At 75.6% G+C, this 22,865-nt stretch carries 23 protein-coding genes and 1 other RNA gene; 13 read left to right on the top strand and 11 right to left on the bottom strand.

Annotated elements, in window-relative coordinates; all coding sequences use genetic code 11:
- Positions 1 to 53: 53 nt before the first annotated feature.
- Both ACIGG8_RS25100 and lanL read right to left on the bottom strand, forming a co-directional pair.
- Positions 54 to 2,048, bottom strand: coding sequence for an alpha/beta hydrolase family protein (locus ACIGG8_RS25100; RefSeq protein ID WP_396550887.1), 1,995 nt, complete (start codon positions 2,046 to 2,048; stop codon positions 54 to 56).
- The gene (gene lanL / locus ACIGG8_RS25095; RefSeq protein ID WP_396550885.1) at positions 2,045 to 5,143 is read right to left on the bottom strand and encodes a class IV lanthionine synthetase LanL; all 3,099 of its coding nucleotides are present in this window, start codon (positions 5,141 to 5,143) and stop codon (positions 2,045 to 2,047) included. Before lanL ends, ACIGG8_RS25100 begins: the two co-directional genes overlap by 4 nt.
- 607 nt (positions 5,144 to 5,750) lie before the next feature.
- On the opposite strand from lanL, the gene ACIGG8_RS25090 reads away from it, so the two are divergent.
- From ACIGG8_RS25090 to ACIGG8_RS25080, 3 genes are read left to right on the top strand one after another with little or no spacing between them, the layout of a single operon-like run.
- Entirely contained in the window at positions 5,751 to 6,587 is an 837-nt protein-coding gene (locus ACIGG8_RS25090) for a Nif3-like dinuclear metal center hexameric protein (protein WP_396550884.1), read from the top strand.
- A gap of 23 nt (positions 6,588 to 6,610) precedes the next feature.
- Positions 6,611 to 7,354 (top strand): C4-type zinc ribbon domain-containing protein, encoded by a 744-nt coding sequence (locus tag ACIGG8_RS25085; RefSeq protein WP_350523272.1) that lies wholly within the window; start codon positions 6,611 to 6,613, stop codon positions 7,352 to 7,354.
- Positions 7,355 to 7,358: 4 nt separating this feature from the next.
- Positions 7,359 to 8,504 (top strand): bifunctional RNase H/acid phosphatase, encoded by a 1,146-nt coding sequence (locus ACIGG8_RS25080; protein ID WP_396550881.1) that lies wholly within the window; start codon positions 7,359 to 7,361, stop codon positions 8,502 to 8,504.
- A gap of 106 nt (positions 8,505 to 8,610) precedes the next feature.
- On the opposite strand, the gene yaaA is transcribed toward ACIGG8_RS25080, so the two are convergent.
- On the bottom strand, positions 8,611 to 9,396 hold the full coding sequence (gene yaaA, locus ACIGG8_RS25075; protein WP_396550879.1) for a peroxide stress protein YaaA: 786 nt from the start codon (positions 9,394 to 9,396) through the stop codon (positions 8,611 to 8,613).
- A 293-nt stretch (positions 9,397 to 9,689) separates the two neighbouring features.
- Here yaaA and ACIGG8_RS25070 point away from each other — a divergent pair, with 293 nt between their 5' ends.
- The 5 genes from ACIGG8_RS25070 to rnpB all read left to right on the top strand — a co-directional run bounded on the left by ACIGG8_RS25070 (position 9,690) and on the right by rnpB (position 14,031).
- Complete coding sequence (locus ACIGG8_RS25070) at positions 9,690 to 10,028, top strand: hypothetical protein (protein ID WP_396550877.1); 339 nt, start codon at positions 9,690 to 9,692, stop codon at positions 10,026 to 10,028.
- The gene (locus ACIGG8_RS25065; protein ID WP_396550875.1) at positions 10,025 to 10,405 is read left to right on the top strand and encodes a type II toxin-antitoxin system death-on-curing family toxin; all 381 of its coding nucleotides are present in this window, start codon (positions 10,025 to 10,027) and stop codon (positions 10,403 to 10,405) included. The genes ACIGG8_RS25070 and ACIGG8_RS25065 overlap by 4 nt, the downstream gene beginning before the upstream one ends.
- Positions 10,406 to 10,446: 41 nt before the next feature.
- Positions 10,447 to 11,934 (top strand): RNB domain-containing ribonuclease, encoded by a 1,488-nt coding sequence (locus ACIGG8_RS25060; protein ID WP_396550873.1) that lies wholly within the window; start codon positions 10,447 to 10,449, stop codon positions 11,932 to 11,934.
- A 243-nt stretch (positions 11,935 to 12,177) separates the two neighbouring features.
- Positions 12,178 to 13,620: an MFS transporter gene (locus ACIGG8_RS25055; RefSeq protein ID WP_396551001.1), complete on the top strand. Its 1,443-nt coding sequence runs from the start codon at positions 12,178 to 12,180 to the stop codon at positions 13,618 to 13,620.
- A 13-nt stretch (positions 13,621 to 13,633) separates the two neighbouring features.
- Positions 13,634 to 14,031: RNase P RNA component class A (gene rnpB / locus ACIGG8_RS25050), an RNA gene on the top strand.
- 79 nt (positions 14,032 to 14,110) lie between these two features.
- On the opposite strand, the gene ACIGG8_RS25045 is transcribed toward rnpB, so the two are convergent.
- Both ACIGG8_RS25045 and ACIGG8_RS25040 read right to left on the bottom strand, forming a co-directional pair.
- Positions 14,111 to 14,368 (bottom strand): hypothetical protein, encoded by a 258-nt coding sequence (locus ACIGG8_RS25045; RefSeq protein ID WP_030056921.1) that lies wholly within the window; start codon positions 14,366 to 14,368, stop codon positions 14,111 to 14,113.
- Between the two features lie 109 nt (positions 14,369 to 14,477).
- The gene (locus ACIGG8_RS25040; RefSeq protein ID WP_350523277.1) at positions 14,478 to 14,888 is read right to left on the bottom strand and encodes an ACT domain-containing protein; all 411 of its coding nucleotides are present in this window, start codon (positions 14,886 to 14,888) and stop codon (positions 14,478 to 14,480) included.
- Between the two features lie 213 nt (positions 14,889 to 15,101).
- Between ACIGG8_RS25040 and ACIGG8_RS25035 the strand changes: the two genes are divergently transcribed.
- The gene (locus tag ACIGG8_RS25035) at positions 15,102 to 15,779 is read left to right on the top strand and encodes a PadR family transcriptional regulator (protein ID WP_396550870.1); all 678 of its coding nucleotides are present in this window, start codon (positions 15,102 to 15,104) and stop codon (positions 15,777 to 15,779) included.
- 45 nt (positions 15,780 to 15,824) lie between these two features.
- Here ACIGG8_RS25035 and ACIGG8_RS25030 read toward each other — a convergent pair whose 3' ends face one another.
- Positions 15,825 to 16,022, bottom strand: a complete 198-nt coding sequence (locus ACIGG8_RS25030; protein ID WP_350523279.1) for a hypothetical protein — start codon at positions 16,020 to 16,022, stop codon at positions 15,825 to 15,827.
- A 57-nt stretch (positions 16,023 to 16,079) separates the two neighbouring features.
- On the bottom strand, positions 16,080 to 16,310 hold the full coding sequence (locus ACIGG8_RS25025) for a hypothetical protein (protein ID WP_350523280.1): 231 nt from the start codon (positions 16,308 to 16,310) through the stop codon (positions 16,080 to 16,082).
- A gap of 474 nt (positions 16,311 to 16,784) precedes the next feature.
- Between ACIGG8_RS25025 and ACIGG8_RS25020 the strand changes: the two genes are divergently transcribed.
- Complete coding sequence (locus ACIGG8_RS25020; protein ID WP_350523281.1) at positions 16,785 to 17,486, top strand: bifunctional DNA primase/polymerase; 702 nt, start codon at positions 16,785 to 16,787, stop codon at positions 17,484 to 17,486.
- Positions 17,487 to 17,582: 96 nt separating this feature from the next.
- On the opposite strand, the gene map is transcribed toward ACIGG8_RS25020, so the two are convergent.
- Complete coding sequence (gene map, locus ACIGG8_RS25015; RefSeq protein WP_396550867.1) at positions 17,583 to 18,428, bottom strand: type I methionyl aminopeptidase; 846 nt, start codon at positions 18,426 to 18,428, stop codon at positions 17,583 to 17,585.
- Positions 18,429 to 18,533: 105 nt separating this feature from the next.
- On the opposite strand from map, the gene ACIGG8_RS25010 reads away from it, so the two are divergent.
- The gene (locus tag ACIGG8_RS25010; RefSeq protein ID WP_396550865.1) at positions 18,534 to 18,764 is read left to right on the top strand and encodes a hypothetical protein; all 231 of its coding nucleotides are present in this window, start codon (positions 18,534 to 18,536) and stop codon (positions 18,762 to 18,764) included.
- Positions 18,765 to 18,789: 25 nt separating this feature from the next.
- Here ACIGG8_RS25010 and ACIGG8_RS25005 read toward each other — a convergent pair whose 3' ends face one another.
- The 3 genes from ACIGG8_RS25005 to ACIGG8_RS24995 form a co-directional block, all read right to left on the bottom strand.
- On the bottom strand, positions 18,790 to 19,557 hold the full coding sequence (locus ACIGG8_RS25005) for a hypothetical protein (RefSeq protein ID WP_396550863.1): 768 nt from the start codon (positions 19,555 to 19,557) through the stop codon (positions 18,790 to 18,792).
- Positions 19,558 to 19,642: 85 nt separating this feature from the next.
- Complete coding sequence (locus tag ACIGG8_RS25000) at positions 19,643 to 21,019, bottom strand: MFS transporter (protein WP_396550861.1); 1,377 nt, start codon at positions 21,017 to 21,019, stop codon at positions 19,643 to 19,645.
- A 125-nt stretch (positions 21,020 to 21,144) separates the two neighbouring features.
- On the bottom strand, positions 21,145 to 21,750 hold the full coding sequence (locus tag ACIGG8_RS24995; RefSeq protein ID WP_396550859.1) for a hypothetical protein: 606 nt from the start codon (positions 21,748 to 21,750) through the stop codon (positions 21,145 to 21,147).
- Between the two features lie 47 nt (positions 21,751 to 21,797).
- Here ACIGG8_RS24995 and npdG point away from each other — a divergent pair, with 47 nt between their 5' ends.
- Together npdG and ACIGG8_RS24985 are read left to right on the top strand one after the other, a co-directional pair.
- Positions 21,798 to 22,490, top strand: coding sequence for an NADPH-dependent F420 reductase (gene npdG / locus ACIGG8_RS24990; protein ID WP_396550857.1), 693 nt, complete (start codon positions 21,798 to 21,800; stop codon positions 22,488 to 22,490).
- A 112-nt stretch (positions 22,491 to 22,602) separates the two neighbouring features.
- Complete coding sequence (locus tag ACIGG8_RS24985; RefSeq protein WP_350523290.1) at positions 22,603 to 22,797, top strand: hypothetical protein; 195 nt, start codon at positions 22,603 to 22,605, stop codon at positions 22,795 to 22,797.
- Positions 22,798 to 22,865 lie beyond the last annotated feature (68 nt).

Below are 22,865 nucleotides of genomic sequence, written 5' to 3'. Positions count from 1 at the left end.
GGGGGTGTGCCCCGGGCCTCGACGGCCCGGGAGTCTGTGGGGTGCGGGGCGGCTCAGCCCGGCCGGCCGGTCCGCAGGAACGCGGCCAGCAGCTCGTGCAGCACGGCGGCGCCCTCCTCGGCGAGCACCTCGTGCCCCGAGCCGGCCGCCTCGACGTACCGGAAGTCCTCGCCCTCGATCCGGCCGATCCGCAGCAACTCGTGCCGCAGCGAACGGGATTGGCTGACCGGGACGACCTCGTCCCGGTTGCCGTGCACCACCAGCAGCGGTGCGCTCAGCCGGTGTGCGAGCTGCAGCACGTCGCGCGGGCCGCGGGCGTCGGCGATCGGTTCGCCGCCGCCCAGCCGGGTGGTCAACGCCCGTACGGGGGGCGCCGCTTCGGCCAGCAGTCGGGCGCCGGACAGGAACGGGGCGACCACCGCGCAGCGGGCGACCTGGTCCGCCGGTGCGTGCGCGGCCGCCAGCAGCGCCAGGAACGCGCCGTAGCTGACCCCGAACAGGGCGGGCGGCTCCAGGCCGAGTGCCGCCCGCTGGCCGGCGATGCCGTCCAGCAGGTACAGCACGTCCTCCAGGTCGGGCCCGCCCCAGGCGCCCCGGATGGCCAGCGCGTGCGCCACGCCGTAGCCCGTGGAGCCGCGCTGGTTGGGGGCGACCACCGCCAGCCCCTCGGCGGCCATCCGCTGCAGCGCCGGGTCGAACTCCAGCCGCCAGGCGTCGGCCGGGCCGCCGTGCAGCGCCAGCACCAGGTGCGGGCTGCTCAGCCAGGCGTCGCCGCCGTACACCACGGCCTCCAACGGGCCGGCCGGGCCCGCCAGTTCGAGGCTCTGCGCGGGCTGCCAGCGGCCGCCCTCGCCGGGCGGGGTGCTGCCGTCCAGTCGCCAGCCGGGCGGCGGGGTCCGGACGGTGCGCACCTCGCCGGGCTGCCAGGGCAGTGTGGTGTCCCGCCACGGACCGGGCAATCCCGAGGCCAGCGGCGCGAGTTGCAGCGGCAGCGGCATCGGGCCGGTGCCGTTCGGCACCGGGCCGTGCGCCAGCAGCGCGTCCACGTCCAGGGTGGCCAGGGCCGTCGGGTGGTCGGGCGAGGAGTACGGCAGCCGCAACCCCGCCGCGTCCCAGTGCCCGACCGCGCCGAGCCGCCCGGGCGGCACCGGCACCTGGTCCAGCCGCCCCGTGGCCGGCCGCCACAGGGCGAGCGCGGACCCGGCGCCGTGGTCGATCTGCACCGCGACCCGGGGGCCGTCCGCCGCCTGGTGAAGGGCGACCGGCCGCAGGAACATGCCGGCGACGTGCAGGCACTCGGGGAACCGCAGCGGCTCGCCGCCGCCGAGGACGCCCCAGCCGAGCCGGTCGGTGCCGGGGGCGTCGCTGCGCACCATCGCGAACCGGCTGTCCGGGTCGAACAGCACCAGGCGGTCGTTGCTGCGCTCGCCGATCTCCAGCAGCGGGGTGGTGGTGCCGCTGCGCAGGTCGAGGACCACGCTGCGGACCAGGCCCGCGTTCACCCGGTCCAGGGCGAGCAGCGCACCGGTGCGGTCCAGCCAGGTGCCGCCGCCGTGCAACCCCGGGATCTGGGCCACCGGTTCGGGCGCGCTGCCGTCCGCCCGCACCAGCCAGGCGGTGGTCGCCGGGCGGGTGTCGGTGCCGAGGGCGACCGCCACCGGGGCCCGGGGGCCGAGGCCCTCGGGTGGCACGGGGAGTGGCAGCAGGCGCAGTCCGGCCATCCGGAGGGAGGCCAACGGCTGTTCCACGGTGGTGGTTTCGCCGTAGTGGAGGCGGACCAGGTCGTGTCGGTCGCCGTCGTGTCGGCAGACCAGCACCGAGCCGTCCGGCAGGGCGACCAGCTGGGAGCGCAGGCTCTCCGAGCGGTTGCCGGACAGTGGCAGCGGTAGCGGCGCGCCCGGTGTGCCGTCCTGTGGCAGCCGCCAGCTCTCCACGTACCAACCGCTGTCGGCGGACGCGGCCAGGCAGGCGGCGTGGCTGCCGTCGGCGGCGAAGGCGTAGCTCAGCCGGCGCAGCGCCTGGGTCACGGTCCGGGTGGCCACGTTCATGCTCCGCTCACCCCGCTTCCACCGGGCGGGAGTCCGGGTGGGAGTCCGGGCGGGGCCGGGTCCAGCCAGAGCCGGGGGCCACCGTGGCGCAGTCGCAGCAGGAAGGCCAACGGGCCTGCCGTGCCGGTTCCGTAGGCGGGGGCGCAGCCGGTGCCGGTCTCGTCCGGGAGGACCAGGAGGCCGTCGCGCAGGGCTGCCCGGGTGGCCAGGAGGGTGGCCACCTGCTCGGCACCGGTGCGGAACTCGGCCTCGCCGGTGGCCTCGGCGAGGTCCAGCAGGTACTCGCCGTCGCCGGCCAGCCCGTGGCAGGCGCTCGCCCCGCTGTGCCAGCGGGCGGCGAGTACGGCGCGGCCGGCGGCGCGGGCCAGGTCGAGCGCCTCGGTGTCGCCGGTGGCGCGCCAGAGCCGCAGCAGGAAGCTGCCCGCGCCGGAGGAGCCGCTGCACCAGTGGGCGAGCCGGATGTGCGCCGGGTCGCCGGCGCTCTGCGGCCACCAGGCGGTCCCGCGGTCGGCAGCAGCCCGTCCGCCGCTCCGCCCGTCCTCGCCGTCCGGGCCCGCTCCCCAGCGGACGGTGGCGGCGAGCGTGCGCCCGGCGTCGGCGGCGCCGGCGAGCAGGGCGTCGTCGCCGGTGGCCCCGGCGGTGGCCAGCAGGAAGGCGCCGACGCCCGCCACGCCGTGGGCGAAGCCGAGGTGGGTGATCCCGGCGAGCGCCGAGTCGAAGTCCGCCGGTACCGGCCAGACCGTCCCGTACGGTTCGCGGCGGGCGGCGGCGAGCAGTGCGTGGGCGCCGCGGGCGGCCCGGTCGAGGAAGCCGGCGGTGTCCGGGCCGGGGGCGTGGGCGCCGGGCGCATCGACGGCGGCAGCGCCGAAGTCGTCCGCGGCGAAGCGCAGTCGGGTGAATCCGGCGCCGGCCGCGCCGTGGCAGATGTCGGGGTTGGGCCATTCGACCGCGATCCGGTGGGCGAGCCCGGCGGCGCGGTCGGCGAGTGCGGCGTCGCCCAGCACCCGGGCGGCGTCCAGCAGCGCCCAGGCCGTCCCGGAGCGCCCGAAGTGCAGCCCGGGCAGCACCACCGGCTCGGCGGCGACGCGCCGTTCGATCCAGTCGGCCGCGGTCCGGGCCGTCCGTGCGGCGTCCGTCCGGACGGCCTCCGGCAGCCCGTCGGCCGCGACCGCCCGTGCCAGGACGGCCAGCACCCCGGCGGCGCCGTGCTGGACGTTGCACGGATCGGTCCGCTCGCCGGCGGGCACCACCGGCCACAGTCGGTCCCGTCGCTCCGGGGTGGCGGTCGCGGCGATGTGCCGCAGGCCGTCGCCGAGGAGGCGGTCACCCAGGAGGCGGTCACCCGGCGGACCGTCGCCCAGGAGGTGGTCGCGGCGGGCGGCGTCGCCGCGTGCCGGGCCGGTGCCCGGTCGGGCGGGCGCGTGCCACAGGGGCGTGACCAGGGCGGGCCGCGCGGCGCGGCCGGCGTCGGCGTCCTGCGCCGCCGCGCCCTCGCGCAGTGCCTCCCGCACCCGGGCGATCGCCCACCGCTGCTCCGGATCGTCGGCCCGCAGCCCGAGGACGGCCGGTGCCAGGCGGCGCGCGGTGGTTCCCGTTCGCGCGGCGAGGACGAGCCAGCGGCCGAGGCGTTCGGCGACCGGGCGGGCCTGCGGGAGGTCCTCCGGCAGGAGCGGGTCGTGGCCGGTGGCCAGCAGGAAGAGCAGGCCGCCGAGGGCGTACAGGTCGACGGCCGGGTCGGCGACGCAGCTGCCGGCGGGGGCCAGGCGGCCGGGTCCGTGCTCGGGGGCGCGGTAGCCGGGGGTGCCGGCCGATCCGGCGGTCCGGCCGGCCTCGGCGGCGAGTTCGAGGTCGACCAGGCGCAGGGTGCCGTCCGGGCGGACCATGACGTTGCCGGGGGAGAGGTCGCGCAGCACCAGGCCCTGGGCGTGCACCCGCTCGACCAGGTCGAGGAGGGCGTGCGCGACCGGTCCGGCCTCGGCCCAGTCGACGTCGGGGCTGCCGTCGCGGCGCAGCCGGGCGGCGACCCAGCTGCTCAGCGGCTCTCCGGCGATTCGTTCCTGCACCAGGAAGACGGAGTCGTCCTGTTCGATCAGTTCGACGGCGCGCGGCGCCAGGCCCTGCCCGGTCAGGCGGTCGAGCAGCGCGGCCTCGTGCCGCAGCGCGTCGCGGGCGTCGGTGCCCGCGCGGTCGACCTCGATGTGCGCCCGGGCCTGCTTGACCACGACCTCGGCGCCGCTGGACGCCTCCCGTCCGAGGAACACCCCGCCCTTGGCGCCGTGCCGCACGGCGGCGGTCACCGCGTACCGTCCGGCCAGCAGCACGCCGCCCCTCCGCTTCCCGCGCCCGGCGGCTTCGGAGCGCGGCGCCGGCTCGGGCCGCGGAGTCGCTTCGGACCGCGCCGAAGCTTCGGAGTGCGCGGCCGCTTGGGACTGCGCCGCCGCCTCGCTGCGCAGTGGGTCCCGTACCCAGCCCGGCGCCCGGTACGACCCGCCGCGCACGTCCTCGGCCCGCTCCCCACCGGGCCCGCGCAGCACCGACCGGTACTCCCCGTCGTTGCCGAGCTCCGCCGGCAGCGCGAACGCGCCGTACCGGTAGTGCACCCGGCTCCCGGGCCGGTACGGCCGGTCGGAGAGCACCACCGGCCCCGGCAGTCCGGCGGTGGCCCGGTCGAGCTCGGCCGCCAGCCGCTGGAACTGCGCGTCGTCCGCCGGGTAGACGGTGATGAACTTGCCCGCCGAACCGCGGTCGCTGTTGCGGGAGTTGAGTTCGCTCAGTCGTTCCTGCGCGGCGGCGAACTTGAAGCTGCACGGGTCCGCGGCGAGTATCCGGACGACCGCCGTGAGCACCTCCTCGCCGGCCATCGACGCCGCGCTGACATGGAGCTTCCACCCCTGCTCGGGCAGGGGAGAGGACGCGGACGGCCTGGCCGTGCACCAGAAGCCGCCGACGGTGACGTCCCAGTCGCCGTCGCCTCCCCGGCCTCCGGCGCCGGCCAGCGCCGCCCGCGTCGTCTCGGGCCACGAACCGCCTGCATCCGGTTCGCGGCGCGCCGGTCCCCGGCCCCCAGCAGCACGCAGCGATGTGCCCGCGCTCATTCGCCACCACATCCCTTCGTCGGTTGCTGCCCCTCCAGGGGCGGTGAGGACGACGCCTCGGCGGGGCCAGGGGGCCCGCACCGGCGGGGTGCCCGCCCCGCCGCCCCGCCGCCCCGCCGGCCCGCCGGGGCGACTGGGGCAACTCCCGTTCGCAGGACTGAAGTTAGTTTCGAGAAAACCGGCGGCTCAACGCACAGCCGGTCACTTCACTCGTAAGGGTGATCCAGGGGCGGTTTCGAATTCGTACGAGAGCCCTGGTGTGTGCAGCGGGCGCCGGGCGTGCGGGTGCGCACGGCCCGCGCGGGGCTGTCCGGGCGCCCCCCGTCGCAGGTTGACGCGCATCCGTGCGCCGACGGCACCCGCGTCCGAAGCCCTCCGCGAGCCGTTCGAACACCGCGCCGATCCGGCGCCGACACCCGCGCGGCCTCCCCACCGCGCCCGGCCGAGCCCCGCCGGCACCCGCACCGGCACCTGCGCCGACACCTGCGCCGACACCCGCGCCGACACCCGCGTCCGCCGCCGGGGCACCCCGCGACCGCCCTGTTGCCGCCCCGGCACCCGAACGGCCGAGGCCCGATCGCCCCCGCGCGCACGGTAGTCTCGACAGGTGCCGAAACTGTCCGACGTCATCACCGCGCTCGAAGAGGTCTACCCGCCGCAGTGGGCGGAGTCCTGGGACGCCGTCGGCCTGGTCTGCGGAGACCCTCAGGCCGAGGTCAGCCGCGTGCTGTTCGCCGTCGACCCCGTCCAGGCGGTCGTCGACGAGGCCGTGGAGTGGGGCGCCGACCTCGTGGTCACCCACCACCCCCTCTACCTGCGCGGCACCACCAGCGTCGCCGCCACCACCTTCAAGGGCCGGGTGGTGCACACGCTGATCACCAACGGCATCGCCCTGCACGTCGCGCACACCAACGCCGACCACGCGGCCCCCGGCGTCTCGGACGCGCTCGCCGAGGCGGTGGGCCTGCGAGTGACCGGTCCGCTGGTGCCGGACCCGACCGACCCGCTGGGCCGCCGGGGCTCCGGCCGGATCGGCCTGCTGGAGCCGCCGCTGCAGCTGTCCGCGTTCGCCGCGCGGGTCGCCGAGGGCCTGCCCGCCACCGCCGCCGGCGTCCGCGTCGCGGGTGACCCGACCCGGCTGATCAGCCGGGTCGCGGTGTGCGGCGGCTCGGGCGACGGCTTCCTCGCCGAGGTGCGGGCGGCCGGCGTCGACGCCTACGTGACCGCCGACCTGCGCCACCACCCGGCCTCCGAGGCCGCCGAGGCGGCGCCCGTCGCGCTGGTCGACGCCGCCCACTGGGCCACCGAGTGGCCCTGGCTCGGCCTGGCCGAGCGCGCCCTGCAGTCCGCCGCCGACAAGCACGGCTGGACCGTGGAGACCAAGGTCTCCCACCGGGTCACCGACCCGTGGACCGCGCACGCCCCCATGTCCTTCACCGCCTGACCCGATTCACAGGAGCTCCCCGCTTGAACGCCGCGCCCGCCGACCAGATCCGCCTGCTCGACCTCCAGGCCATCGACTCGAAGCTCGACCAGCTGGCCCACCGGCGCCGGACGCTGCCCGAGCACGCCGAGATCGACAAGGCGACCGCCGACCACACCGCCCTCAAGGACCTCGTCGTCGCCGCCGAGGCCCAGAAGGGCGACACCGCCCGCGAGCTGACCAAGGCCGAGCAGGACGTCGAGCAGGTCCGCGCCCGTGCCGCCCGCAACCAGCAGCGCCTGGACTCCGGCGCGATCACCTCGCCGAGGGACCTGGAGAACCTCCAGCACGAGATCGGCTCGCTCGCCAAGCGCCAGGGCGACCTGGAGGACGTCGTGCTGGAGATCATGGAGCGCCAGGAGAGCGCCAAGAGCCGGGTCGAGGAGCTGTCCGCCCGCCTGGAGCACTCCACCGTCGTCCTCAACGAGGCCGAGGGCCGCCGCGACGCCGCCTTCGCCGAGATCGACGGCGAGGCCGACAAGGTCAAGCGGGACCGCGAGACGGTCGCCGCGGTCATCCCGGCCGACCTGCTGAAGGTCTACACCAAGCTGCGTGAGACCCAGGGCGGCGTCGGCGCGGCCCGGCTCTACCAGCGCCGCTGCGAGGGCTGCCGCACCGAGTTCTCGATCACCGAGGTGAACGCCATCAAGGCCGAGCCGGCCGACAAGGTGGTCCGCTGCGAGAACTGCTCGCGGATCCTGGTCCGCACCGCGGACTCGGGCGTCTGAGCCGGTGGCGGCGCGCTTCATCGTCGAGGCGGACGGCGGGTCCCGGGGCAACCCGGGGCCGGCCGGCTACGGCGCGGTGGTCCGGGACGGGGACACCGGGCAGATCGTCGCGGAGGCCGCCGAGTTCATCGGCCACGCCACCAACAACGTGGCCGAGTACCGGGGTCTGATCGCCGGCCTCAAGGCGGCCCGCGAGCTCGACCCGGACGCCTCGGTGGACGTCCGGATGGACTCCAAGCTCGTCGTCGAGCAGATGTCCGGGCGCTGGAAGATCAAGCACCCCGACATGCAGCCGCTCGCCGCCGAGGCCCGGACGGTCTTCCCGCGCGGCCGCGTCGCGTACACCTGGATCCCGCGCGAGCGGAACAAGGACGCCGACCGGCTGGCCAACGAGGCGATGGACGCGGGCAAGGCCGGGCGCCAGTGGGAGCCCAGGCCGAAGGCCCCGGCCGTCGCCGCGGCCGCCGACGAGCCGCCGCTGGAGACCGCCGCCCCGAAGGCCGGCTGGGCCGCCCCCGCCGACCTCGGCACCCCGACCACCTTCGTCCTGCTGCGCCACGGCGAGACCCCGCTCACCCCGGAGAAGCGTTTCTCCGGCAGCGGCGGCAGTGACCCGGAGCTCTCCGACAAGGGCCGCTGGCAGGCCGAGCGGGCCGCCGAGGCCCTCGCCGCGCGCGGCAGCATCCAGGCGGTGGTGGCCTCCCCGATGCGCCGCACCCGGCAGACCGCCGAGACCGTCGCCGCCCGGCTGGGCCTGGAGGTCCGGTACGAGGACGGGCTGCGCGAGGTCGACTTCGGCGACTGGGAGGGCCTGACGTTCGCGGAGGTGCAGCAGCGCCACCCGGAGGACCTCTCGGCCTGGCTGGGCTCGGCCAAGGCCAAGCCGACCGGCAGCGCCGAGAGCTTCACCACCCTCACCCACCGGGCCGGCGTCGCCCGGGACAAGATCATCGCCCGGTACGCGGGGAAGACCGTGCTGGTGGTCTCGCACGTCAGCCCGATCAAGACGCTGGTCCGGCTGGCACTCGGCGCCCCGCCGGACTCGATGTACCGGATGGAGCTGAGCGCCGCCTCGATCTGCGCCGTCCAGTACTACTCGGACGGCAACGCCTCGCTGCGGCTGCTCAACGACACCTCGCACCTGCGCTGACCCGCCTCCCGGGACGGTCCCGCGCCCCGGGACGGTCCCGCCTCCCGGGACGGTCCCGCGCCCCGGGACGGTCCCGCCTCCCGGGACGGTCCCGCGCCCCGGCCCGTCAGTGCACCTTGGTGACGACCACGTCCAGCTGCCACGGCTTGCGGGCGGTGCCCTCGGCCGCGAGCTCCACCCGGTGGCCCAGGTCCAGCAGCGCGTCCATCAGCTCGCCGGGCGTCTTCGGCTCGGCCCCGGCGACCAGGAGGTCCCGGACGAGCCGGCCCTTGGTGGCCTTGTTGAAGTGGCTGACCACGGTGCGCTTGCCGCCGCGCTCCTGCAGCACCCGGACGGTCGCGGTCCGGGCGGCCACCTCGCCGGCCGGCTTCCAGGCCGCCGCGTACGCGGAACTGCGCAGGTCCAGCACCAGCCCGTCCGCGACCTCCGGGAGGACGGCGGCCGTCGCGCCCCGCCAGTACGTCCCGAGCGCCCCCGGGCCGGGGAGCTTCACGCCCATCGAGCAGCGGTAGGACGGGATCCGGTCGGAGATCCGCACGGCGCCCCAGAGGCCGGAGAAGACCAGCAGCGAACGCTCGGCCCGGTCGTACGCGGCGGAGTCCAGGGTGGCCAGGCCGAGGTTGTCGAACAGCACCCCGGTGTACACCTCGCCCGCCGGGCGGGCGCCGGCGGTCGGCAGGCCGGCGTTCTTGGCGATCTCGCCGCGCAGGCCGGGGGACAGGCCCAGCACCTCGGCGGCGGTGTCCTCGTCACCCCGGCAGAGGCCGACCAGCGCGTCCAGCACCGTCGCGCGTGCCGCCGTCAGTCCGGGCAGCGACAGCCGGTCCAGCGCCACCGGCCCGCCGTCCCCGGACCCGGCCTTGCCCTCCGAGGGCGGCAACAGCACCAGCACAGCGGACTCCTCAACAGTTCGTGGCGACGGACCCCGCCACCCTACTGCGACCGCTCCGGCTCCCGACGCCACGCGGAGGGGCGGGAGGTCACGGTGCTCCGGCCGCCGCTTCGCACCGCTCCTCTCCCGCTTCGCATCGCTCCTCTCCCGCTTCGCATCGCGCTGCTCCCGCTTCGCACCGCACCGCTCCCGCTCCGTACCCGCTCCGCGCCGGCGGCCCGGGGCGGTGGCGAGAATCCGGTGGGAACATCCCCCGCCCGCCGCTACCGTGAGCAGCGAGGAGAGTGATCGAGATGACCCTGCGACCCCTGGACCTGGTGCCCGACGACGGTGACGCCGTGGAGGAGTCCCTGTCCGTGCGGCTGCCCGCCGGTCTGCCGGAGGAGACCCGGCAGGCGCTGGAGTTCGCGCTGCGGGCGACGGCGCAGGCGGTGATGGCCGGGCGGGTGCGGGTGACGGAGGCGCCCGGCGGGGCGGACACCGCCGAGCTGACCTTCGAGGTCCGGCAGTCCGAGGTGCCCGAGGCGCTCGCCGAGCAGGCCCGGCCGGACAGGGCCGAGCGCCGGGCGGCCCTGGTGGCCCGGATCCGCGCCGCCAACGCGGAGACGCTGGAGAGGCTGAAGGACCTGTGACGACCCTCACCGAGTACCTGGACCTGGAGGACGTCACCTACCTCGCCGGCGGCCCGGAGAACATCCGCGACCTCGGCGGGCTGCTCTCGGCGATCGCCCGCCCGCAGGCGAGCGTGTTCGGCGACGACGCCTACCCGGACCTCTGGTCCAAGGCGGCCGCACTCGGGCAGAGCCTGGCCCGCAACCACCCCCTGGTCGACCGCAACAAGCGCACCGCCTTCGAGGCGATGCTGCTGTTCCTGGACTACAACGGCGAGCCGTACACCGACCCGCACCCGGACGACGCCGTGGCGTTCATGCTGCGGCTGGCCACCGGCGGGTACGACGACGCGGTCGCGCTCGCGGCGAAGGACCTGAAGTCCCTGCTGGGACGCTGAGCCTTCGTCCGGAATCACCTGATTCGCCCTACGCTGCCTCCATGCCTCGCCGAAAACTGCGCGTCAAGGCCGCCGACTCCGCCCGGATCAACACCGAGCTGACCGAACTCCGCTCCTGCCTGGAGATCCACACCGAGTGGCCGGAGCCGGTGCTCGCCGAGGCGGAGGAGGCGGCCGAGCGCCCCCGCATGCCCGAGGACGACGCCACCGAGCTGCCGCTGTTCACCGTCGACCCGCCCGGCTCCCGCGACCTCGACCAGGCCATGCACCTCACCCACCGCGCCGGCGGCGGCTACCGGGTGTACTACGCGATCGCGGACGTGGCCGCCTTCGTCCGCCCGGGCGGCGCGATCGACGCCGAGGCCCGCCGCCGGGTCGAGACCCTCTACTTCCCGGACCACCGCGTCCCGCTGCACCCCACCCGGATCTCCGAGGACGCCGCCAGCCTGCTGCCGGGCGAGCCCCGGCCCGCCCTGCTCTGGCAGCTGGACCTGGACGCCGACGGCGCCGTCGTCCTCGCCGACCTGCGCCGCGCGCTGGTCCGCTCGCACCGCCGGCTGGACTACGCCGCCGTCGAACGCGCAGTGGAGCTCGGCGGCGCCGACGAACAGCTCGCCCTGCTCGCCACCGTCGGACGGCTGCGCGAGGAGCAGGAGCGCGCCCGGGGCGGGATCAGCCTGCCGGTGCCCGAGCAGGAGGTCGAGGAGACCCTGCACGGCTACGTCCTCGGCTACCGCGCGCCCGGACCGGCCGACGGCTGGAACGCCCAGATCTCGCTGCTCACCGGCATGGCCGCGGCCGAGCTGATGCTGGACGCGGGCGTCGGCCTGCTGCGCACCCTGCCCGCCGCGCCCGCCGCCGCGTACGAGCGGCTGCGCCGGATCGCCGCCGCACTGGACGTGGACTGGCCGCAGGCGCTCCCGTACCCGGAGCTGATCCGCTCCCTGGACCCGGACGTGCCGCTGAACGCCGCCTTCCTGAACGCCTGTACGGGCCTGCTGCGCGGCGCCGGCTACCACGCCTTCGACGAGTCCCGCGGCCTGCCCGCGCCCGCCGAGCCGGGCCACGCCGCGCTCGCCGCCCCGTACGCGCACTGCACCGCGCCGCTGCGCCGGCTCGGCGACCGCTTCGCACTGGAGATCTGCGCGGCGGTGGCGGCGGGGGAGGACGTGCCGGACTGGGCGCGGGAGGCGCTGCCGTCCGTGCCGGAGCTGATGGCCGGCGGGGACCGCCGCGCGGCCGAGGTCGAACGCCTCTGCGTGGACCTGGTGGAGGCGGAGCTGCTGGCCGGCCGGGAGGGCGAGGACTTCTCCGCGGTGGTCGTCGACGTGGACGAGCAGCGGCCCGGCTCGGGCACCGTGCAACTGCGCGACCCCGCCGTCAGGGCGCGCTGCGAGCCTCCGGGCACCGGTACGGCGGCGGGCGCGACCGGGGGTGCGGCCGGTCCGCTGCCGCTCGGTCGGGTGATCGACGTCCGGCTGACGAAGGCCGACCCGGCCACCCGGACCGTCCGCTTCGCGGCGGTGTGACCGGGGCCCGCCCCCCAGCCTGCTCCGCCCGCCGCCGCCCCCGCCCCCGCCTGCCCCCGCGCCGCCGCGCCCGTCCCTGGCGCGCCGCCCGCCACCCGCACGCCGGCCGCCCGCCACCCGTACGGTCCGTCCCGCCGCCCCGCCCCCGGCCCGCGGTGGGAGGATCGGTCCGTGCTCGATGCCCAGCCCCCCGCCGTCGCCCCCGCGTCCGCCCCCGATCCCGGGCCCGGTCGGCGCCGCCGACTGCTCGTCCTGGCGATCTGCTGCCTGAGCCTGTTCATCGTCGGCCTGGACAACACCGTGGTGAACATCGCGCTGCCCGCGATCCAGCGGGACCTGCGCGCCCCGGCCTCCGGGCTGCAGTGGATCATCGACGCCTACACCCTGGTGCTGGCCTCGCTGCTGATGCTGTTCGGCTCGGTGGCCGACCGGTTCGGCCGCCGCCGGGTGTTCCAGACCGGGCTGGTGTGCTTCGCGCTCGGCTCGCTGCTGTGCAGCCTGGCGCCGAGCCTGGGCTGGCTGGTGGCCTTCCGGGCGCTGCAGGCGGTGGGCGGCTCGATGCTCAACCCGGTGGCGATGTCGATCATCACCAACACGTTCACCGATCCCAGGGAGCGGGCCCGGGCGATCGGCGTCTGGGGCGGGGTGGTCGGCATCTCGATGGCGCTCGGCCCGCTGCTCGGCGGCTTCCTGGTGGACGGCGCGGGCTGGCCGTCGATCTTCCTGATCAACGTCCCGGTCGCGCTGCTCGCCATCGCGCTGACGGCCCGCTACGTCCCGGAGTCCCGCTCGCCCCGGCCGCGCCGGCTGGACCCGGTGGGGCAGCTGCTGATGATCGTGCTGCTCGGCTGCGGCACCGCCGCGATCATCGAGGGACCGGGCAACGGCTGGACCTCCCCGCTGATCCTGGCGCTCGGCGCGGCCGCGCTGGCCGCGCTGGTGGCGTTCCCGCTGTGGGAGCGGCGGGTGGCCGAGCCGCTGGTGGACCCCCGGTTCTTCGCCAGCGCGCCGTTCACCGGGGCGACCGTCACCGCGGTCTGCGCCTTCGCCGCACTCGGCGGCTTCCTCTTCCTCAACACCCTCTACCTCCAGGTCGTCCGGCACTACGACCCGGTCGAGGCCGGGCTGTGGACGCTGCCGATGGCCGGGATGATGCTGGTCTGCGCGCCGCTGTCCGGACGGATCGTCGGCAGCCGGGGCCCGCGCCTGCCGCTGGTCGCGGCCGGGCTCGGCCTCGCGGCGAGCGGCCTGCTGCTCACCCGGCTCGCCGCCGACTCCCCGCCGGCGCTGCTGCTGGTCGCGTACGCGCTGTTCGGCTTCGGCTTCGGCATGGTGAACGCGCCGATCACCAACGCCGCCGTCTCCGGCATGCCGCGCGCCCAGGCGGGCGTGGCGGCGGCGGTCGCCTCGACCAGCCGTCAGATCGGCCAGTCGCTGGGCGTCGCGGTGATCGGTACGGTCGTCACCTCGGCGGTGGTCGGCCCGGTCGTGAGCGGCTTCGCCCCGGCCAGCCACACCGGCTGGTGGATCCTGGTGGGCCTCGGCGGCGCGATCCTCGTCCTGGGCCTGGTCACCACCGGCGCCTGGGCGAGCGCGACGGCCGCCCGGGTCGCCGCCCGCCTCGGCAGCGAGCCGCCGGCGGTGCGGTCCGGTGTACGGGAGGCGCCGCCCGAGCGGCTACGATGACCACTACGGCGGAAGAGCCGGCCGGGCGGTCGCGACGGGTCCCAGACCCGCCGAGGAACGTCCGGGCTCCACAGAGCAGGGTGGTGGGTAACGCCCACCCGGGGTGACCCGCGGGACAGTGCCACAGAAAACAGACCGCCCACCGCTTCCGGCGGTGGGTAAGGGTGAAACGGTGGTGTAAGAGACCACCAGCGACCGGGGTGACCCGGCCGGCTAGGTAAACCCCACCTGGAGCAAGGTCAAGATCGGTGCCCTCGGGCACCGTGCGCGGACGATTGAAGGCTGCTCGCCCGAGTCCGCGGGTGGACCGCACGAGGCTGTCGGCAACGGCAGCCCTAGATGGATGGCCGCCTCCCCGGGCCGCGCGAGCAACCCGGGAGACAGAACCCGGCGTACAGGCCGACTCTTCCGCCCCCTTCCCCGCCCCCGGGCGGGCGCGCACCGCAGTCACGCGGGATGCGCCCCCCCGCGACGACGCCGTTCCCCGCGACTACGCGGGATGCGCGCCGACGGCGTCGCGGATCTGCTCGCCGAGCCCGCCGTTGACCCGGGCGCAGTTGGCGCAGCAGAAGAACATCCCGGCCACTTCGACGCCGTGACCCACGATGCGGACGTTGCACTGCTCGCAGCGGGGCGCGAGCTTCTCCATCGCGCACTCGAAGCTGTCGAAGGTGTAGGTGTCGCCGGTGACCGTCTTGATCTCGAAGGCCAGCCAGTAGTCGTTGCCGCAGGTGACGCAGATGGCCATGGCGGCCGTCTCCTTCCGGTGGGGCCGCTCCCGGCGGGGCGGCTGTTCCCAGTGTCGAAGGCCCGGTCGGCGGCGGCCACCCGGCGGGACTGTCGGGGCGGACCCGGGCTCAGTCCGAGGACGGGCCCTGGCGTTCGGAGAGCTCCTCCAGGGCACGGACGGCGCGCTCGGCGTCGTCGGCGGCGACGAACAGGTGGTCGTGGTGGAAGCCGGCCACCACGTTGCAGCTGATCCCGTCCTCGGCGAGTCGCGTGGCGACGGCCGCGGTCAGGCCGACGGCCTCCAGCGCCGAGTGGATCTGCAGGGTGATCCAGGCCGCCACGTAGTCGTAGCGCAGCCCGAGGGCGTCAGCCTCCTCCTGGGCGACCACCACCGTGACCCCCTCGGGCTCGGCGACGGTCACCACCGGCCGCATGCCGGCGGGCACCTTCGCGGGGAGCGTGCAGTAGACGTACCGCCCCGGGTTGAGCAGCGGGCGCATTCCGCGCAGCAGCGTCGCAAGATCTCGTTCTCCGGCCATGCCCGCCACCGTAGCGGCTGGGTGGTGGCGGAGTCCGGGCCTGGCGGCCGTGTCGGGCGCGGCCGGGCGGGCCGCCGGCGGAGCCATCGGTACGACTGCTGGGCGACTGTCGGCGACATATCGGTGAACCGTTGACGAGCGACAGTCGCCGATATATCGTCGAACTATCGAGACGGTGACTCGACTGTCTCGGAGAACCAGGAGGTGGGCGCCATGCGCTCAGGAATGCGATTTCGTGGAGAGGGTCCGCGCGGCGGTGGTCGCCGTGGCGGGCCGGGGCCGGACCTCCGGGGAATGCCCGGGGAGGCCTTCGAGGGCCGGGAGGCGTTCGGCGGGTTCGGTCCGCCGTTCGGCGGCGGTGGCCCCGGGCGGCCGATGGGCGGCCCGTTCGGGCACGGCTTCGGCGGTCACGGCGGCCGGCGGGGCGGCCCGCACGGGCGGCGCGGCGGCCGGGCCCGGCGCGGTGACGTGCGGGCCTCGCTGCTGGCGCTGCTCAAGGAGCGGCCGATGCACGGCTACGAGATGATCGCCGAGATCACCGAGCGGACCGGCGGGGCCTGGCGGCCCAGCCCGGGTTCGATCTACCCCAACCTCCAGCTGCTGGAGGAGGAGGGCCTGATCACCGCGGAGGAGGTCGGCGGCAAGCGGCTGGTCTCGCTCACCGAGGCGGGCCGGACCGAGGCCGAGGCCGGACCGGCGGAGCCGTGGGCGGAGGCCGGCCGTGAGGTCGACTGGGAGGCCGTCCAGGAGGTCGGCCAGGCGCTCGCCGCGGTCGACCAGGCGATCCGGCAGGTCATGGCGACCGGGACGGAGACGCAGCGCGCCAAGGGCCTGGCCGTGCTGACCGAGGCCCGCAAGAAGCTGTACCTCATCCTCGCCGAGGATGACTGACCGGCGCGGGGGGAGACGCACCGGCGTGACGGGCGGTGCCGCTGCTCAGGGGTGGACCAGGAACAGGGCCACGCAGACCAGCAGCAGCACCGCCCAGCCGAACCAGAGCCAGCCGTTGGGCCCGATCGTCACCGTGTAGAGGCTCACCGCCAGCAGCAGCACCCCGGTGACCCCGGCGACCTGCCGGTTGTGGTGCGCGACCGCGCGCGAGCTGCTTCGCGGGTGCCGTACCGACCTGGCCATGTCGACCTCCCGGGGAAGGCGATGGGGGAGCGGGCGGCCCGCCGGCCGGAGGCTCCGTCAGCCGGAGGCCTTGGCGGAGGCCGCCTCGTCGTACTCGTAGCGCCAGAACCAGCTCAGGCCCCGAACCTGCTTGGCCCGGACGTACACCAGTGTGCGCGCGGGGACGTCTCCGTGCGCGGGGACCGGGACGGTGTACTTCTTGGGCACGCCCAGCATCGGCCCCAGCGGGATCGGGAGGACCTTCCCGTCCAGAGGGCCGCCTACGAACGCGGTGTCCGTGCTCTTCATCCCTCCAGGGTCTCACCTCCGCGGAGATGCCCGGCCGGCCCCGTCGGGTGACCGGGGGCGCCCTGGTGGGAGGGTGAGCGGGAGGCTTCGTGAGGGCGGAGTGCCGGGAGTGTGCCCGGGGTGCGCGCGGGAGTGTGACCGGAGAGGCACCGCCCCCGGTCATCCGGAGGGTCCGAGCACCCCTATCCTTGCCTGTACGCCCTCGGGGTTCACCCGGGTCAGCGGGCCCCGTACGGGCCGGGCTCGGCGCGGATCCGCGCGCTCTCCGGTCGATCCGGCGCGGACAACGTGCTGCCGCGACTGCGTACCGTGACCCGGGCGTCGGCCGTCCGGTGACCCCGGGCCGCGGTCGACGGGGCGCGGACGGCAGGGCCGAGCAACCCCGGGAAGCATGCGGGGGCATCGTGCGTTGCGTCGGAGTGTACGTCGAACGCTGTGCCGCACCAGGCACGGCAGTTGCGCGGAAGGGGCCCGATGGAAGCCGGCGGCAGGTGGACGACCTGGTGGCAGAAGCGTGATCGTCAGCGGGCCAGGGCAGGGGGCGCGGACGGCCCGGCCGCCGGGCTGGATCAGCTGCTCGGCGCAGTGCGCGCCGGTTTCCCGCTCGCGCCCGCCGCCCATCCGACCGGCTACCGCTGTTCCTGCGACCGGGTGGCCTGTCCGGCCCCGGCCCAGCACCCGGTCTCCTTCGCCTGGCAGACCCAGGCCACCACCGACCCCGAGCAGCTGTCCCGCTGGCTCGCCCGCGACCCGAACGCCAACTTCATCACCGCCACCGGCCGGGTGCACGACGTGCTGGACGTCCCGGCGGAGGCCGGACGGCTGGCGCTGGAGCGGCTGACCGCCCTGGGCGTCGAGGGCCCGGTCGCCGCGGTCGGCGAGGACCGCTACCTGTTCTTCACCGCCACCCGCGGCACCCCGCAGGACGAGGACGAGTGGTGGCCCAGCGCGCTCGACTCCACCCCGGACACCATGTCCGAGCACCCCGGCCTGCGCTGGCACTGCCGCGGCTCGTACACCCTGCTGCCGCCGGCCGCGCTGCCGGACGGCTCCCGGGTGCAGTGGCTGCGCGGGCCCGAGCAGCCACTGCCGGACCCGCTGCGCGTGCTGGACGTGCTCACCGACGCCTGCACCGAGGTGGGCGCCGTCGCCGAGGAGCAGTGGCTCATCGGCTAGGGCCGGTCGTCAAACCCCCGCCCTCCGGGCGGACGGCGGGGGTTTGACGACCGGCCCTCACGCGCCTGCACCCGCTAGGGAAGTGCTACGGACGCGCTACGGAAGGGTGAGGATCTCCGCGCCGTCCGCGGTGACCACCAGGGTGTGCTCGAACTGGGCCGTGCGCTTGAGGTCCTTGGTGACGACCGTCCAGCCGTCCGGCCAGATCTCGTAGTCGTAGGTGCCCAGGGTCAGCATCGGCTCGATGGTGAAGGTCATGCCCGGCTTGATCACCTCGGTGGCCCGGTCGCTGTCGTAGTGCGGGATGATCAGGCCGGAGTGGAACGACGTGTTGATGCCGTGTCCGGTGAAGTCCCGCACCACGCCGTAGTCGAAGCGCTTGGCGTAGGACTCGATGACCCGTCCGATGACGTTGATCTGACGGCCCGGCTTGACCGCCTTGATCGCCCGGTTGAGGGATTCCCGGGTGCGCTCGACCAGCAGCCGGGACTCCTCGTCCACGTCGCCGACCAGGTAGGTGGCGTTGAGGTCGCCGTGCACCCCGTGGATGTACGCGGTGGCGTCGATGTTGACGATGTCGCCGTCCTGCAGCACGGTCGAGTCCGGGATGCCGTGGCAGATCACCTCGTTGATCGAGGTGCAGACCGACTTGGGGAAGCCCCGGTAACCCAGGTCGGACGGGTAGGCGCCGTGGTCGCACATGTACTCGTGGGCGACGACGTCCAGCTCGTCGGTGGTGACACCGGGGGCGATCAGCTTGGCCGCCTCGTCCATCGCCCGGGCGGCGATCCCGCCCGCGATCCGCATCTTCTCGATCGTCTCGGCGGTCTGCACCTCGGGCCCGGTGTACGGCGTCGGGGCGGGCCGCCCGACGTACTCGGGACGCGCGATGTGCGCCGGGACCTTGCGGGTGGGGGACTGGATGCCGGGTACGAGAGCCATGGCCGCGAGTCTAGTCGCCGGGCCCGGCCGGGACGGGCGGTGTGCGGACCCGCCCGGGCCGGGGAATGATCGGTACCGACCCATCCGCCTGAACGGGAGTACGCCATGCCCTTCGGATTCAACCGCAAGCCGACCGGGAAGCCCGGCGAGTGGTTCTACTGCATCAAGCACGGAAAGGTCGAGGAGGGCCCGGAGTGCCCGGCCAAGGACCGCCTGGGGCCGTACGACAGCCCCGAGGAGGCCGCCCACGCGCTGCGGATCGCGGACGAGCGCAACCGGGAGTGGCGCAACGACCCGCGGTGGAGCGACAAGCCCGAGGACGGGACGGCCGAGTAGACGGCGTCGGCGCGCAGTGGGGAGGTCAGTGCGGGTCGGGGGCGGTGAAGTACTCCTCGTCCACGCTCAGCACGACGAGGCGCCGCCCGCCCACGAGGGCCTGGGCGGCGGCCTGGTCCACGGGCGGCGCGGGCCGGGACTCCCGGTCCGCCCAGGCCTTCGTGGTGGCGTTCGGCGCCGCGAGCTTCCAGGGGAAGCCCGCGCCCGGCGTCGGGGCGCCGCTCGGGTCCTTCCGCTCGTCGAAGGCCAGGCTCACCCCGAGCAGGTCGTGGTCTCCGTCGGTGCGGGGGAAGCCGTACCAGAGCGCCTCGCCGGGCCGGGGCGAGGCGTTGGAGTCGGTGCCCTGGGCGCCCTGGGCGGCCATCGCCTGGTCCCAGCGCGACCGGGCCTGCTGCGGATCGCCGCTCACTGCCAGGTACCTGACCACCTGTCGGCGGCACTTCGGGGCCGGCCAGTGCACCCCGGAGCCGTCGGACCGGCCGGGATCGACGCCGCAGCCGTCCTGCACGCCCTCGCCGATCGGCTGGGCGCCGGAGAGCGCCGGGAGCAGCACGGCCAGCCGCCGGTCGATCTCGGCGGCCAGGGACCGGTCGGCGGCGGCGACCTCGGGGGAGGCGGCCAGGGCGGCGACGTCCGGCGGCTGAGGGGCGAGCGTGCCGCCGACCGCGCGGGGAGCCGGGGCCCGGTCCGCGGCCTGGTCGCCCGGTGACAGCGCCCAGTCGAGCGCGCCGGCCACGGCGGCGGCCACGACGATCCCCACGGCCGCCCACGGCTTCCAGCCCCCGGTTCTCATGCCGGGCAGTCTGTCACAGCGTGGCGGCCGTCCCGGTGGACTTCTCCGGCTCCCGTCCGGCCGCGCGCTGCTGCAGCGAGCCTTCCTACAGCGCCCGTTCCTGCAGCGACCTTTGCTGCTCGGGCCGTTCCTGCTCGGCCTGTTCGTGTTCTGCCTGTTCGTGTTCGGCGCGGACGGCGGCGGCGTGCAGGTCGGTGCGGTCGTCGTAGGCGAGCAGCCTCGGCAGCGCGGCGGCGACCGCGAGGACGGCGACGACGCAGGCGACACCGCCGGTCCAGACGGCGGCGCGCACGCCGATCAGCCCGGCCACGGTGCCCGCCCGGACCTGGCCGAGCTGCGGCCCGACCGAGTAACTGAGCAGCTCGACACCGGCCATCCGGCCGCGGACCGCGTCCGGGATGGACTGGTTCCACATGGTCGAGCGGGCCAGCCCGCTGATCTCGTCGGCGCCGCCGGCCAGTGCCAGCCCGAGCAGCACCAGCCAGACGTTCCCGGACAGCCCGGCCAGCGCCATCGCCGCGCCCCAGCCGACGGCGGCGGCCAGCAGCAGCCGCCCGTGCCGGTGCACCCGGGACGTCCAGCCGCTGGTCGCCCCGACCAGCAGGGCGCCGGCGGCGGAGGCCGCGTACATCGGGCCGAGCGCCCAGTCCGCACCCAACTCCGAGGCGAGGAAGGGGAAGACGGCCACCGGGTAGGCGAACAGCATGGCGCACACGTCGATCGCGTAGGTGCCGAGCAGGTCCTTGCGGCTCCACGCGTACCGGACGCCGGTCAACACCGCCTGCACCGAAGGCCGTTCGGCGCCGGTGGCGGGCGGCACCGCCTTGATCCGGACGAGCAGCAGCAGCGAGGCGCCGAAGGTGAGCACGTCCAGCGCGTACGCCGTCTGCACCCCGGCGAGCGCCACCACGACACCGGCCAGCGCCGGCCCGGCCACCGAAGCGGCGTTGTGGTACAGGGACTTGAGGGCGAACGCGGCGGTCAGGTGCTGGTGCGGGACGATCCGCGGGGTGAGCGAGTCCAGGGCCGGGCGCTGCACGCCGTCGGCGGCCGCGACCAGCGCGGCGACCAGGTAGATCGGCCAGAGCAGCGGGTGCGGCAGCAGGGCGTTGAGCAGCAGCAGCCCGGCCAGTACGCCGAGCGCGGCCTCGGCGCGCAGCACCAGCTTGCGGCGGTCCAGGGCGTCGGCGAGGGCGCCGCCCCACAGGCCGAAGACGATCAGCGGGACGAGTTCGACGGCGCCGATCAGGCCGACCGCGAAGGAGGAGCCGGTGAGCTCCTTGATCTGCATCGGCACGGCGACGAGCGTGAGGAAGCTGCCGAAGCTGGTGACGCAGCCGGACGTCCAGAGGTAGCGGAAGTCGCGCGACGCGCGCCACGGCGACAGGTCGGGCGTCAGCGAGCGCAGGCTCGACCGGATCCGCCCGGGCGCGGAGGTATGCGGGGGTTCGTCGACGTTCACGAACCATCATCCTGAGCCGGGCCCCACCCCTCCCGCAAAGGGTTTTCGAGCCGCCCGCACCGGCCACCGTTCCGCGGTCCGCCGCACCTGATGCCGCGGCGTTGGTGACCGGGTGTTCGGGCGGGCTACCAGCGGCTGAGCCCGGGGGTCGAGGTCAGCCGGCCGGCGAGGTCGGCCAGGCGGTCGAGGGTGGAGCGGCGGCCGGGCGGCCGGCCGGCGGCGGCGCTGACCAGGTGCTGGGCCAGGTCGAAGGGTTCCTCGGCGGCGGTGCCGACGGCCAGCCGTTCGTGCGCCAGCCCGCCGAGGTCGCCCGGCGCGGTGGGGTCGGCGCCGTCCAGCGCGAGCACGGTGGCGCCGTGCCGCCGGGCGTCGTGCACCCGCTCCAGCAGCGGGGCGCCGGCCGCCTCCGGGGCGACCACCAGGACGGTGGCTCCGCGCCCGGCCCCGGTGAGCCGCCGCAGGTCGTGCGCCAGGTGGGCCGGCGCGCCGGCCGGCGGACGGTGCCGCAGCAGGGTGGGCGCCAGCCGGGGGACGGCCGACCACGCGGCCTCGTCCGCCAGGTGGGCGGCCAGGTGCCAGGGCTCGTACGCCTCGGTGCCGACCAGCAGCAGGGCGTCCGCCCCGCGCCGCTGCACCGAGCGCCGCAGCGCCCCGGCGAAGCCGCCGACCGCCTCCGGCCAGCCCGTGCCCGCCAGCCGTTCCCGGAGTGCCGAAACTCTCACCGCATCCATGCGGGCCAGGATGTCGCGCGGGGCCGGGGGTTTGGCAGGATCGGCCCATGACTTCCCTCGATTCAGCGACAAACCCGGCCCACGAGCTGCCGGACGTCTCGCAGCTGGTGGTCGGCGTCCTCGGCGGCACCGGCGACCAGGGGCGGGGCCTGGCCCTGCGGCTGGCCAAGGCGGGCCAGCAGGTGATCATCGGCTCCCGTGACGCGGCCCGGGCCGAGGCCTCGGCCGCCGAGCTGGGCCTCGGCGTGCGCGGCGCCGACAACGCCACCGTCGCCCGGGAGAGCGACGTGGTCATCATCGCGGTCCCGTGGGACGGCCACGCCGCCACGCTGACCGCACTGCGCGAGGACCTGTCCGGCAAGATCGTCGTCGACTGCGTCAACCCGCTCGGCTTCGACAAGCAGGGCGCGTACGCGCTGAAGCCGGAGGAGGGCAGCGCCGCCGAGCAGGCCGCCGCGCTGCTGCCGGACTCCCGGGTCACCGCCGCCTTCCACCACCTCTCGGCGGTGCTGCTGCAGGACGAGTCGGTGGAGGCGATCGACACCGACGTCATGGTGCTCGGCGACGACCGCGCCGCCACCGACGTCGTGCGCGGACTGGCCGCCCGGATCCCCGGCATGCGCGGCATCTACGCGGGCCGGCTGCGCAACGCCCACCAGGTCGAGGCGCTGGTGGCCAACCTGATCTCGGTCAACCGCCGCTACAAGGCCCACGCGGGCCTGCGGATCACCGACGTCTGACCGGTGGGTGCCGTGTCGACCTCACCCCTGGACCCGTTCCGGAGGTGAGGTCGGCGACAATGGGACGCGGCCGCGCCCCGGTCGGCCGTACCCGTTCTAGGAGCCCTCCACCATGCCCCGCACGTCCGTGCTCGCCCTGACCGTCGTCGTCCTCGCGCTGGCGGCCGCCGTCTTCTCGCTGACCCAGGGCCTGTGGCTGGGCCTGATCTGGCTGCCGCTGGCCGGCGTGGCCAGCAACGTGGTGTGGCTGAACCGCCGCCGGGCGAAGATCGCCGAGGCCACCGCCGCGGCAGCCGAGCAGGGCTGACCGAAGAGGACCGACCGGGCAGGGCCGGCCGAAGAGGGCTGACCGGGCAGGGCCGGCCGAAGAGGGCT

The sequence above is a fragment of the Kitasatospora sp. NPDC085464 genome (assembly GCF_044541955.1).
GTDB lineage: Bacteria > Actinomycetota > Actinomycetes > Streptomycetales > Streptomycetaceae > Kitasatospora.
This window is presented reverse-complemented; position numbering and strand designations above follow the sequence as displayed.

Bases quoted from the DNA above. Each gene is read 5' to 3' on its own strand.
- ACIGG8_RS25070 (WP_396550877.1), top strand. From the start codon at position 9,690: ATGACCCTGCGACCCCTGGACCTGGTGCCCGACGACGGTGACGCCGTG.
- ACIGG8_RS24995 (WP_396550859.1), bottom strand. From the start codon at position 21,750: ATGGATGCGGTGAGAGTTTCGGCACTCCGGGAACGGCTGGCGGGCACG.
- ACIGG8_RS25020 (WP_350523281.1), top strand. From the start codon at position 16,785: ATGGAAGCCGGCGGCAGGTGGACGACCTGGTGGCAGAAGCGTGATCGT.
- ACIGG8_RS25045 (WP_030056921.1), bottom strand. From the start codon at position 14,368: ATGGCCATCTGCGTCACCTGCGGCAACGACTACTGGCTGGCCTTCGAG.
- ACIGG8_RS25025 (WP_350523280.1), bottom strand. From the start codon at position 16,310: ATGAAGAGCACGGACACCGCGTTCGTAGGCGGCCCTCTGGACGGGAAG.
- ACIGG8_RS25030 (WP_350523279.1), bottom strand. From the start codon at position 16,022: ATGGCCAGGTCGGTACGGCACCCGCGAAGCAGCTCGCGCGCGGTCGCG.
- lanL (WP_396550885.1), bottom strand. From the start codon at position 5,143: ATGAGCGCGGGCACATCGCTGCGTGCTGCTGGGGGCCGGGGACCGGCG.
- ACIGG8_RS24985 (WP_350523290.1), top strand. From the start codon at position 22,603: ATGCCCCGCACGTCCGTGCTCGCCCTGACCGTCGTCGTCCTCGCGCTG.
- map (WP_396550867.1), bottom strand. From the start codon at position 18,428: ATGGCTCTCGTACCCGGCATCCAGTCCCCCACCCGCAAGGTCCCGGCG.
- ACIGG8_RS25005 (WP_396550863.1), bottom strand. From the start codon at position 19,557: ATGAGAACCGGGGGCTGGAAGCCGTGGGCGGCCGTGGGGATCGTCGTG.
- ACIGG8_RS25035 (WP_396550870.1), top strand. From the start codon at position 15,102: ATGCGCTCAGGAATGCGATTTCGTGGAGAGGGTCCGCGCGGCGGTGGT.
- ACIGG8_RS25100 (WP_396550887.1), bottom strand. From the start codon at position 2,048: ATGAACGTGGCCACCCGGACCGTGACCCAGGCGCTGCGCCGGCTGAGC.
- npdG (WP_396550857.1), top strand. From the start codon at position 21,798: ATGACTTCCCTCGATTCAGCGACAAACCCGGCCCACGAGCTGCCGGAC.
- ACIGG8_RS25040 (WP_350523277.1), bottom strand. From the start codon at position 14,888: ATGGCCGGAGAACGAGATCTTGCGACGCTGCTGCGCGGAATGCGCCCG.
- ACIGG8_RS25010 (WP_396550865.1), top strand. From the start codon at position 18,534: ATGCCCTTCGGATTCAACCGCAAGCCGACCGGGAAGCCCGGCGAGTGG.
- ACIGG8_RS25060 (WP_396550873.1), top strand. From the start codon at position 10,447: ATGCCTCGCCGAAAACTGCGCGTCAAGGCCGCCGACTCCGCCCGGATC.